Genomic DNA, 11437 nt, shown 5'->3' on the forward strand with positions numbered 1-11437 from the left:
CGCGCTGACCCCCTCGGCGGCCGAGGCGGAAGCCGACGCCCGCACCCCGGCCCCGGCGGCGCGCACGGCCTCGCGGGCACAGGGGCGCGGACTGCTGCGGCTCGCGAAACAGGCGTGGCCGCAGCATGATTGGTCCGGCCTGGGCATGCGGCCGCATCTGTCCACGGTATTCGGTGTCGTGGGCCGGGCCGCGGGAGTGCAGCCGGTGGAGATCGCCGGGGTCGTGGTGTATACGACGATGACCGGAGCCGCCACCGCGGCCCAGCGGCTACTTGCCCTCGATCCGGCCGCGGTCGCGGCGATCACGCTGGAGCTGGCCGCGCTGTGCGACGAGACCGCCCGCGCGGCCACGATCGGCCCGGCGGCCCTGTCCGATCCGCTCGGTGACGTGCTCGCGCAACGCCATCTCGACCGTGAGATGCCGCTGTTCGCGTCGTAGCCCGCGCGGCGGTGCAACCGCCGGCCGGGGAGGTAACACCGGGTTCACATGAATCGGCCACGATGATCGGCGAGAGTCGAGGCCCGAAGGAGAGCTCATGCCGCCCCATCTGATCGACGGCGAACCGCACGATCACGCCCACGACCGTCCCAAGCGAGTGCGCACTCCGGGGGAGCCGGTGCGCATCGGGATCGGCGGACCGGTCGGATCCGGGAAGACGGCGCTGGTCGCGGCGCTGTGCCGGCAGCTGCGTGCGGAACTGTCGCTGGCGGTGCTGACCAACGACATCTACACCACCGAGGACGCCGACTTCCTGCGCCGCCACGCGGTCCTGCCCGACGAACGCATCAGCGCGGTGCAGACCGGCGGCTGCCCGCACACCGCCATTCGCGACGACATCACCGCCAACCTCGACGCCATCGACGATCTGATCGAGGCGAATCCGCCGCTGGATCTGATTCTGGTCGAATCCGGCGGCGACAACCTCACCGCCACCTTCTCCGCGGGCCTGATCGATGCGCAGATCTTCGTCGTCGACGTGGCCGGCGGTGACAAGGTCCCGCGTAAAGGCGGTCCGGGGGTGACGTTCTCGGATCTGCTGGTGATCAACAAGACCGACCTGGCCCCGATGGTGGGCGCCGACCTCGAGGTGATGCGCCGCGATTCCGCGGCGGTGCGTGCGGGCCGCCCGTTCGTCTTCAGCTCGCTGACCGAGGATCCGGCGGCGACACCGGTGCTGGCGTGGGTGCGCGATCAGCTGGACGCGGTGGCGGCCGCCGAGGCCACCGGGGAAAGCGCTGTTGCGCACTGAGATTCGCATCGTCGCGCGCGCCGGGGCGCTGCCGTGGTCGGCGGCCACCGGCGCGCTGGCGGTCCGCTGCACCGGACCGGAAACGGTGCATCTGATCGGTGCCGCGGCCACGCCGCTCGGCGGGGACGAACTCGATATCCGCATCGTGGTCGAGCCCGGTGCACGCCTGGTGGTTCGTTCGGTGGCGGCGACGATCGTGCTGCCCGGCCGCACCACCCGGACGTCGACGGCGTCGTGGTCCTTCGACGTCGGCGCGGGCGGTGAACTGGACTTCGATCCGGAACCGACAGTCGTCGCCGGGGGAGCCGGCCATCGTTCCGTCACCACCGTGCGGCTGGCCGGCGACGCCCGCATCCGCGTTCGCGAACGCGTGCAGATCGGCCGCACCGGCGAGGATCACGGCCGCTGGTGCGGGGATCTCGTCGCCGACCTCTCCGCCCTGCCGCTGCTGCGGCATCGCCTCGAACTCGGCGCCGGCACCGCCGCCGACGACCTGTTGTCGGCCCCCCGCGCGCTGTCCAGCGAACTGCGATACCCCGACGACAGCCCCGCCGCCACCCTCGGTGTGGCGGGCGCGTTGCTTCCGCTCGCCGCCGGTGGCTCGTTGTCGACGTGGACGGGTGCGCGGCTGTCCGAAGCGTCCGGCAGTGTCCGCGTCGACGCCGGGTGACCCGCCGGGGCGTGGATCCGCGTCCTGTCGTGAATACCCAAGGGCCGCAAGCTCATCGGCTCGCGGCCCTCGGTGGTGAAACCGGTGTGCTCAGCCGGCCTTCGGACGTGACGAGCCGGAGGTGGTCGACTCGCTGCTGCCGGAGGCGGGGGATCCGTCGGCGGATTCGCTTGTGCCGGAGGACTTTTCGCCGTCCGGCGTAGCGGCCGCCGATTTCGCCGGAGGTTCGCCCGGTGCGGCGGGGGGCGTCGTATTGCCGACCTCGGCCTGTACCTCCCGGGCATCGGTCTCGTTGCCGTTCATGGCCTCGAGTGCCAGCCGGGCGAAGACCCACTGTTCGGTGGCCGCCATCTGCCCGCGGTTGCGGCCGAGGAAGGCGACGAACCACTGGAACACCGTGACGGTCCGGCTGCGGTAGCCGATCAGGTAGTACAGGTGCAGCACCAGCCAGATGAGCCACGCGAGGAACCCGGAGAACTCCAGCTTGCCGATCTGGCACACGGCGTTGAACCGCGACACCGTCGCCATACTGCCCTTGTTGAAGTACTTGAACGGCTTGCGCTGATCCGGGGTCTGCTTACCGGCGACCTCGGCCTTGATCTGCTTGGCCGCGTAGGTGGCGCCCTGAATGGCGCCCTGGGCCTGACCGGGGACGCCGGGCACGGCCATCAGGTCGCCGACGACGAAGACGTTCGGATATCCCTTGATCGTCAGATCCGGTTCGACCACGACTCGCCCGGCCCGGTCGGTTTCGGTGCCCTTGGATCGTTCGGCCAGCATCTTGCCGAGTTCGCTGGCCTGCACGCCGGCCGACCACACCTTGCACGCCGATTCGATGCGACGCTCGCTGCCGTCCTTGTCCTTGACCGTCACACCACGGGCGTCGACGTCGGTGACCATGGCGTTGAGCTGAATCTCCACGCCCATCTTCTCGAGGCGGCGCTGTGCCTTGCCGCCGAGTTTGGGGCCCATCGGCGCGAGCACCGCGCCGGCGCCTTCGACCAGCAGGACGCGCGCGTCGCGCGGATCGATGTTGCGGAAGGTGCCGACGAGGGTGCGATCGGCGAGTTCGGCGATCTGGCCGGCCAGTTCGACGCCGGTCGGGCCCGCGCCGACCACGACGAAGGTCAGGAACCGGTCGCGTTCCTCCTGGGTCTTGGCCAGTTCGGCCTCCTCGAACGAGCCGAGGATGCGCGCGCGCAGTTCCAGCGCGTCGTCGATGGTCTTCATCCCCGGCGCGTAGGTGGCGAACTGGTCGTTGCCGAAATAGGACTGCTGGGCGCCGGTCGCGACGATCAGGCTGTCGAAGGAGGTGACGGTGTCCTGGTTGAGCAATTTCGACGTCACGGTCTTGTTCACCAGGTCGATATCGTGGACCTCGCCCAGGATCACCCGCGTGTTGTGGTGTTTGCGCAGCACGATGCGCGTGGCGGGGGCGATCTCGCCGGTGGACAGAATGCCGGTGGCGACCTGGTAGAGCAGCGGTTGGAACAGGTGCGTGGAGGTCTTGGAGATCAGTACGACATCGACGTCGTCGTGCTCGAGATGTTTGCACGCGAACAAGCCGCCGAAGCCGGATCCGATCACCACCACGCGGTGGCGTCGATTCTCGACAGTTTCGGTTCCCATCAGCGCTCCTCGCCGGACGTTCGGTCTACGACAGGCTCAACGGTAGTCGGCTGCCCGGAGGCAGTCACGACGAGCATCGAATGTCGGCGCGTCCGCGCTTCTGGCCCCGGTTTCGGCCCGCGCAGGGCGGGTATGCGTTCACTTCGGCACCGGCTCCGCCGCGCCCACCAGCGGCCCGACGAGGCGGTCGCCGCCGATGCTCTCCACGCTCGGCCACAGGAAGGCCGCGAGCTGGTCGACGAATTCGGCGCGGGATCGGATCGGCTGCTGTATCCAGGCCTCGGCCGACATCAGAATGGCGCCGACGGTGGCGGTCGCCCAGATCCGCGCCAGCGCCGGGTCCGCGTCGAGGCGGCGCAGAATGATGTCGAAAATCGATGTCGCCCAATCGGATACGCGGGTGAAGAACGGCCGGTGCTCGGCGTCGCCGTGCTCGAGTCGCTGCATCATGACGTGGTGCAGGTTGGGATTGGCGTCGACGAAATCGCACATCAGGGTCACCACCGCCCGCAGCAGTTGCCGGGCGGGTAGCGGCTGGGCCAGCAGATGGTCGGCGGCGGCGATGATCGCGTTCATATGCCGCTCGGCCAGCGCGTCGATCAGCGCCGGGAGGTCCGGGAACACCGCGTACACCGCGGTGCGCGCGTATCCGGCCTCGGCGGCGACCTGCGCGATCGTCATGCGCGCTCCGGAGCCGGCCACCACCCGCTCGGCCGCGTCGAGGATCTCCGCGCGCCGGCGGCCGGGATCCCGGGGTGGCCCGGGCGGGCGGCCTGGACGCCGAATTTCTGTGTCCCTTGTCACAGCGCGATTCTACCTCTAATGTACGAGGTGTACTTTTCTTGCGGCCGGGCGGCGTGGCGCGGTCGCTGTGTTCGGGAGGCATCATCATGGTCAGCGTCGACCCGCGTCCCTCCGGCGCCGAGCGGGAGAACATCGGCTTCATCGAAATACCGGACGGCCGTCCGATCGACCGGCTGCTGCACCGATTACCGGCGCGGGAGCAGGTCCTGGCGACACCGCCGCGGGGCAGTGCGGCGTCTGCCGTGCGCGGCGACACCGGACTGCCGGTGCTGGGCCGCTCGCTGCAGTATCTGCGCTGGGGTCCGGCCGAGATGTACGACCGGTACCGCCGCTACGGCCCGGTCAGCTACAACAAATCCTTCGGTGTCGACCGCGTCCTGGTCGCCGGTCCGCAGGCCGTCGACGAGGTACTCGGCAAGCGGCGCAACGATTTCGGGCAGGGCTGGGACTTCCTGATCGGCTCGTTCTTCCGCCGCGGGCTGCTACTGCTGGAATTCTCCGAGCACATGTTCCACCGGCGCATCATGCAGCAGGCGTTCACCCGCGAGCGGCTGGAATCGCATCTGGCGCAATTGAGCCCGGTGGTCGAGTCCGCGGTCGAGCGCTGGAGTCCGGCCGGTGCGCGCACCCTGCGGCTGTATCCGACGGTGAAAGATCTCACTCTCGAGATCGCGACCGAAACCTTCATGGGCGTCGATGCCGGGCCGCAACGCCACCGGCTCGGGCGGGCCTTCCTCGACTGCACCCACGCACCGCTGGCGCTGGTGCGCTATCCGGTGCCCGGCGGTGCGTGGCGGGCCGGTCTGCGCGGGCGAAAGACGCTGGAGGAGTACTTCACCGCGATGGTGCCGCACAAGCGCCGCGAAGAGGGTGCGGACTTCTTCTCCGCGCTGTGTCACGCCCGCGCCGAGGACGGCGCGATGTTCTCCGACGCCGACGTGGTCAACCACATGATCTTCCTGATCATGGCCGCCCACGACACGACCACCACCACCGCGACCTCGGTCGCCTACTACCTGGGCCGCCACCCCGACTGGCAGCAGCGGGTGCGCGCCGAGGCGCGGGCACTGTTCGACGAGCTCGACGGCGCGCCGCCGACGATCGCCGACCTGGATCGCCTGCGTGATCTGGATCTGGTGATCAAGGAGAGCCTGCGGCTGGTGCCGCCGGTGCCGGGCCTGGTGCGCCGCGCCGTACGCGACACCGAGGTGGCCGGTCACTACATTCCGGCCGGCACCCACGTCGACGTCGCCTACGGCGTCAACCATCTGATGCCCGAATTGTGGTCGCATCCCGCGCGTTTCGACCCGGAACGGTTCACCGAGGGCCGGCGCGAGGACAAATCGCACCGGCTGGCGTGGATGCCGTTCGGCGCGGGAGCGCACAAATGTATCGGCATGCATTTCGGCACCCTCGAGGTGAAGGTGGTCATCGCGGCGATGGTGCGCGCCTACCGCTGGCACATCCCCGACGACTATCTGATGCCGTGGGGATTCAACACCATCCCGTTCCCGCGCGACGGGGCGCCGATGCGGCTGGCGCGGCTGTGACTAGCGTCCGGCGAACAGCAGCTGCGCGACATGCGTGGTGGTCTCCTCGCCGTCGGTGTAGCCGCCCTGGTCGCCGAGGGAGTTCATCACCGCGAGGGTGTAGCGCTCACCGGGCCCGGCGAAGCCGACCGAGTTGACCACCCAGCCGCCGTTCTCGTCGGACCAGCCGTTCTTGAGGCCCGGATGCATGGCATCGCCGGCGCCCCAGACGCCCCAGTGCTGATTGGTGTCGACCTTACGCATCCGATCGAGCAGATAACCGCGGTCGTCGGGGTTCATGTGGTCGAGCACGTTGTTCATCAGCCGGTCCAGATCGGACGGCGTGCACTGCTGAAAACCCCAGTCCGGGAACAGATGTCCGCTGCCGTTGGTCGGGCGCGGCACCAGGCCGGTCATCCCGTTGGCGCGGAAGGCGTTGTTGAACGCCTGCCGATCCGGGCCCGCGTACTTGTTCCACAGGAAGTCCGCCGCGGCGTCGTTGGAGGTCGCCAGCATGGACTCCATCTGGGTGCGGTCCTCGGGCGTCAGCGCGATCGCGCCGACCCGCGCCCGGTTCAGCAGATCCTCGGCGATGGCCAGTTTGATGGTGGAGGCGGTCCAGAACAGAGTCTCGGCGTTGCCGTTGGCATAGGTGCCGCCGGTGACGCGGTCGCGCACCACATAGCCGGTGACGCCGGGCCGGGAGGCCAGATAGTTGTCGACGGCCGCGATCCGGCTGCTCATATCGCAGTCGAAGCCGTCGCGGCAGCCCTGCATACGCAGCGGGACGGCGGCGGCCGGAGCGGGATCCAGCACGGGGGTGCCCGCCATCAGCGCGGCGGCGACGACGCAGGCACCGGCGGCCAGGCGGGTGGTTCGAATGCCGCGGGACGCGGTCCGGGGATAACGCACGGTGAGCCACAATAGCCACAAATGCGCCGATCACGCACGTCTTGAGGTCGGCCTGCGGATGTGCTAGCTACGCGGAGATCGTTGCGGGCCAGCGCATTTCGGCCATATCGACCGCAACGGCGCAGGTCAGCGGAATGCCGCGAGCAATCCCTCGACGCTGCGGCCGTTGAGCCGATAGCAGTGCTCGAAGGCCTCGGAATGTCCGTCGCGAGCCCAGCTGTGCAGCACCACGCCGCGGCCGTAGTGCCGGGAGTTGATCAATTCCCACGTCTCGCCCGATCGCCGTACCGTGAACCCGGACCTGGGTACGAGGGGGACCACCGTCGCAGACATGAATCGAACCAGCCTTTCGATACCGCTTCTCCCGAAACCTCCCCGCGGAAAACTGTGGCACAGGACGGACCCGGTGTGCGGATGACACGCGGTGGCGAATTGCGTTCGTGATAGCCGAATGGTCATGATGGCCGGATTCGATTGTGTTGCCGAATGTTTGGTGACATGCTGCGAAGAGCGGCAAATCGGTGGTAACGGGCGATGACGGGTCGGTTGCGGAGGGCTCGTACCGCGGCGTTCGGAGGGTGCGGCGCTCCGAGACGGGCCGGTGCCGCCGGGAGCGGTGGCCGGGTTTGTAGGATCGGGCGCGCCGCATCACCGCGACAAGGGATCGCGCGCGAGGGACGAGAGAGGCGGTGCGCAGGTGCTGCACATCCACCGGGCCGAGTCGGCGCGCACGCTCGCCGACGCGCTCGCCGCGATGCTGTCGCACCCGCTGCCGGACCCCTTCGCCGCCGAGGTCGTCGCGGTCGGCGCACACGGCGTGCAACGCTGGCTCAACCAGCGGCTCGCGGTGACCCTGGGCGCGCGAACCGGTGACGGCGTGGCCGCCAACATCGACTACCCGACCCCGGCGGCGCTGGTCGCCGACATCTCGGCCGCGGCCTCCGATATCGCCGCCGACGCCGACCCGTGGGCCCCCGACCGGCTGGTGTGGCCCGTACTGGCGGCGATGGACGCCGCGATCGGCGAGCCGTGGGCGGCAGTGCTGGCCCGGCATCTGGGTGTGGGCGCCGGCCCGGACGAGGCGTACCGGGCAGGGCGGCGGCTGAGCACCGCGACGCATATCGCGACCCTGTTCGACACCTACGGCACCACCCGCCCCACCCTGATCGCCGACTGGGCCGACGGCGCCGACACCGACGGCCGCGGCGCCGACCTACCCGACGACCTGCGGTGGCAGCCGCGACTGTGGCGGCGGGTGCGCGAGGCGATCGGCATTCCCGCACCGGCGCAGCGGCTCGACACCGTCTGCCACCGGCTGCGCACCGATCCCGCGAGTATCGATCTGCCGCAGCGTCTTTCGGTCTTCGGACTGCCTCGGATCGCGGCCGCGCAGCTCGCGGTACTCGCGGCGGTGGCCGAACACCGGGAGGTGCACCTCTGGCTGGCCCATCCCAGCCCGGCGCTGTGGGAGCGGCTGCGGACCGGCGCGGATGCCGTGGCGGAGGGTGCCGAGGTCGCCCGTCCAACGGGAGCCGGCGCGAGCCGATCCGGCGAGAGCGCGGAAGCCGTTGCCGGGCTCGCGGGTGCGGCGACGGTCGTGCGAAGCCCTCTCGCCGCTCCCCGGCGGGTGGTGGCCGATCCGATCGCCCGGCATCCCCTGCTGGCGGCGCTGGGCCGCGACGTGCGCGAGGTGCAGAACAGGCTGGCGACCGTGGATTTCGCCGACCAGCATCACCAGCCGAATCGTGCGGGTGACGAAATGAGTTCGGGCACAGTGCTTTCCGAGCTGCAAGCGGCCATCCGCGCGGATCACTGGCCACCGGTGGCGTGCGAGGCCGACGACAGCGTGCAGATCCACGCCTGCCACGGCCCCGCCCGGCAGGTGGAGGTGTTGCGCGATGTGCTGCTCGGCCTCTTCCAGCGCGATCCCACTCTCGAACCGCGCGACGTGATCGTGCTGTGCCCCGATCCCGACGGCTACGCCCCGCTGGTGCGGGCCGCCTTCGGCCAGGGGCCCGCCGCCCTGGACGACCCCGACGCGAATCCCGCACACGGCTTACGGGTGCGGCCCGCCGAACGCAGTGCGGGCGCGGCGAATTCGGTGCTCGCGGTGCTGGAGGATCTGCTGGCGCTGGCCGAGGGTCGTGTCGGCGTCACTCAGGTGCTCGACCTCGCCGCCACCGAACCTGTCCGGTATCGCTGCGGATTCGACGACGACGATATCGAGCGGCTGCGCGAATGGGCCGCCGAAACCGGCGCCCGCTGGGGGATCGGGCAACGGCAGCGGCAGGCATTCGGACTCGCCGAATTCGGCCAGAACACCCTCAACGCGGCGGTCGACCGGATTCTGCTCGGCGTCGCCGCGGGGGAATCGGGCGAGGACTGGCTGGATCTGGCGCTGCCGCTGGACGACGTCGACTCCGGCGATGTGGACCTGGCCGGGCGTTTCGCCGAATTCGTCGACCGGCTCGCGGTCTGCGTGCGTGATCTGAGCGGACCCACCCCGGCCGAACCCGCCGGCGCACCGCGCCCCGCCCGGCAGTGGCTGCAGATCCTGCATCGCGCGCTCGATCTGCTCACCGATCTACCGGCCGCCGCGGCCTGGCAGGGGGTGCAGGCGCGCCGGGAACTGGCCGCCGCCTTCGAACACGCGGATGCGGCCGAGTTGCGGCTGCCCGATGTGATCGCCGCCCTGCGGGCGCGGTCCCGGGCCCGGGCGCCGCGCTCCAATTACCGCACCGGTGAGCTCACCGTCTGTGGGCTGGCGCCGATGCGGTCGATTCCGCATCGGGTGGTGGTGCTGCTCGGGCTCGACGACGAGGTGTTCCCGCGCACCGGCGGCATCGACGGCGACGATGTCACCGCGCGGGAACCGCTTGTCGGAGAACGCGATCCGCGCAGCGAGGACCGCGGGCTGCTGCTCGATGCCGTTCTGGCCGCGCGCCAGCATCTGGTGGTGCTCTACACCGGTGCCGATCCGGTGACCGGTACACCCCGGCCGCCGGTCACACCGCTCGCGGAACTGATCGACGTGGTGCGCGCCCACCGCGGGACCGGTGAGGTGGTGCGTCGGCATCCGCTGCAGGCATACGACCGCCGCAATTTCGACGCGCGCGACCCGTTCGGTTTCGACACCCTCGCGCTGGCCGCCGCCCGCGCCGCGGACCGCCCCGCGCAACCGAGCCCGCCGTGGTTGTCCGGCCCCCTGCCGGCCGTGGCGCGCACGGATGTGGAACTGGCGGAACTGGTGTCGTTCGCCGAACATCCGATCCGGGCCTTCCTGTGGCAGCGGCTGGGCATCCGGGTGCCGGAGGAGGACGAGGACATCGATGAACGCCTGCCCATCGAACTGACCGGGCTGGCCACCTGGAACATCGGCGAACGCATGCTGGCGGCCCGGCTCACCGGCGCCGATCCGGGCGCCCTGCGCGCCGCGGAATGGCGGCGCGGCACCCTGCCGCCGTTCGGTCTCGGCGCTTCGGTGCTCGCCGAGGTGGAATCCACCGTGGACCGGCTGGTGCAGGTCGCCGCGCCACTGCAGCAGGCGCCGGCCCGCACCATCGATATCGCGGTGGATCTGGGGTCGGGGCGGCGGCTGACCGGGACGGTCGCCGATGTGCACGACGACGCCGTCGTGCGCGCCACCTATTCGCGGCTCGCGCCCAAACATCGGATGGCGGCGTGGGTGCGGCTGCTGGCGCTGGCCGCCACCGAACGCCATCAGAGCTGGCTGGCCGTGAGCATCGGGCGCGGCAAGTTCGGCCGCCCGGCCTGGCGTTCGTCGCTGACCGCACCGGCCCCCGCACTCGCTGCGGACCTGTTGCGCGAGCTGGCCGACCTGCGCGAGGAGGGCTTGGCCGAACCACTGTCGTTCGCGCCGTCGGCCTCGGCGGTGTACGCCGAACGCCGCTGCCGCGGAGCCGATCTCGACTCCGCCCGCGCCGCCGCGGAAGAGGAGTTCTACGGCGGGCCGAAGGGACCGCGCCCGTTCGGTGACCACACCGACCGCTACCTGACCTACGTCCGAGGACCCGAACCGAGCTTCGAGCAACTGGAAACCCCACTGCCCGAACCGGACCGCTACGGCGAGACCACCACCTTCGGCTCGGTCGCCCGGCGACTGTGGAATCCGCTGCTGGCCAACGAATCCCAGGGGCAGCCATGACCGAGGAACTGTTCCCCGTCACCGATCTGCGCACCCCGGAAGCGGCGGCGCACACCACCACCCGCCGCCGGGCTCGTGAGGCCGATGAATCGACCGGCCCGGCCGAACTTTTCGCCCTCGACGAGCTCCGACCGGAACACGAGACGGACCTTCTCGATACGGCGGCCGAGCCCTCCGATACCGCCGCCGACAGCGGTGTCGAAGAGCAGCGCAACGGTGGTTCGGATGTCGGCCGCCGCGTCCGCGCAGGTGGCTCCGCATCGTTCGGCCAGTTCGACCTGTGCGGTGACTTGCCCACGGGGACAACGGTCCTCGAGGCGAGCGCGGGGACCGGCAAGACCTACGCCATCGTCGGGCTGGCGGTGCGGTTCGTCGCCGAGGGGCTGGTCGACATCTCGCAGCTGCTGCTGGTGACCTTCACCCGGGCCGCGACCCAGGAGTTGCGGGAACGCACGCGGGAGCGATTCGTCACCGTCGC

The 11437-nt window shown here is 70.3% G+C and carries 10 protein-coding genes; 6 read left to right on the top strand and 4 right to left on the bottom strand.

Annotated elements, in window-relative coordinates:
- The 3 genes from RJ03_RS11260 to RJ03_RS11270 all read left to right on the top strand — a co-directional run.
- Window positions 1-439, top strand: a 439-nt coding sequence (locus RJ03_RS11260) for an urease accessory UreF family protein (protein ID WP_036501057.1), incomplete at its 5' end; no start/stop codon positions are given.
- A 97-nt stretch (window positions 440-536) separates the two neighbouring features.
- Window positions 537-1250 carry an urease accessory protein UreG gene (gene ureG / locus RJ03_RS11265; protein WP_036501059.1) on the top strand — a complete coding sequence of 238 codons (714 nt, stop codon included), beginning with the start codon at window positions 537-539 and terminating at the stop codon, window positions 1248-1250.
- Window positions 1240-1920 carry an urease accessory protein UreD gene (locus tag RJ03_RS11270; RefSeq protein ID WP_036501061.1) on the top strand — a complete coding sequence of 227 codons (681 nt, stop codon included), beginning with the start codon at window positions 1240-1242 and terminating at the stop codon, window positions 1918-1920. Before ureG ends, RJ03_RS11270 begins: the two co-directional genes overlap by 11 nt.
- Before the next feature lie 90 nt (window positions 1921-2010).
- Here the strand turns inward: RJ03_RS11270 and RJ03_RS11275 are convergent, their stop codons facing one another.
- Both RJ03_RS11275 and RJ03_RS34965 read right to left on the bottom strand, forming a co-directional pair.
- Window positions 2011-3549 carry an NAD(P)/FAD-dependent oxidoreductase gene (locus RJ03_RS11275; RefSeq protein WP_036501063.1) on the bottom strand — a complete coding sequence of 513 codons (1539 nt, stop codon included), beginning with the start codon at window positions 3547-3549 and terminating at the stop codon, window positions 2011-2013.
- 138 nt (window positions 3550-3687) lie between these two features.
- Entirely contained in the window at window positions 3688-4353 is a 666-nt protein-coding gene (locus RJ03_RS34965) for a TetR/AcrR family transcriptional regulator (RefSeq protein ID WP_157122108.1), read from the bottom strand.
- An 86-nt stretch (window positions 4354-4439) separates the two neighbouring features.
- Between RJ03_RS34965 and RJ03_RS11285 the strand changes: the two genes are divergently transcribed.
- Window positions 4440-5903 (top strand): cytochrome P450, encoded by a 1464-nt coding sequence (locus tag RJ03_RS11285; protein WP_036501072.1) that lies wholly within the window; start codon window positions 4440-4442, stop codon window positions 5901-5903.
- Here the strand turns inward: RJ03_RS11285 and RJ03_RS11290 are convergent, their stop codons facing one another.
- Both RJ03_RS11290 and RJ03_RS11295 read right to left on the bottom strand, forming a co-directional pair.
- Complete coding sequence (locus tag RJ03_RS11290; RefSeq protein ID WP_036501074.1) at window positions 5904-6794, bottom strand: serine hydrolase; 891 nt, start codon at window positions 6792-6794, stop codon at window positions 5904-5906.
- Window positions 6795-6920: 126 nt separating this feature from the next.
- Window positions 6921-7127 (bottom strand): hypothetical protein, encoded by a 207-nt coding sequence (locus tag RJ03_RS11295; protein WP_036501065.1) that lies wholly within the window; start codon window positions 7125-7127, stop codon window positions 6921-6923.
- Between the two features lie 364 nt (window positions 7128-7491).
- Here RJ03_RS11295 and recC point away from each other — a divergent pair, with 364 nt between their 5' ends.
- Together recC and RJ03_RS38320 are read left to right on the top strand one after the other, a co-directional pair.
- A complete protein-coding gene (gene recC, locus RJ03_RS11300) occupies window positions 7492-10959 on the top strand; it encodes an exodeoxyribonuclease V subunit gamma (protein WP_036501067.1) in 3468 nt (1155 codons plus the stop codon).
- A partial coding sequence (locus tag RJ03_RS38320) for a UvrD-helicase domain-containing protein (RefSeq protein ID WP_036501069.1) occupies window positions 10956-11437 on the top strand: 482 nt, incomplete at its 3' end. The genes recC and RJ03_RS38320, both read left to right, overlap by 4 nt.

Origin of the sequence: Nocardia aobensis NBRC 100429 (assembly GCF_000308375.1) — a bacterium.
GTDB classification, from domain to species: domain Bacteria; phylum Actinomycetota; class Actinomycetes; order Mycobacteriales; family Mycobacteriaceae; genus Nocardia; species Nocardia aobensis.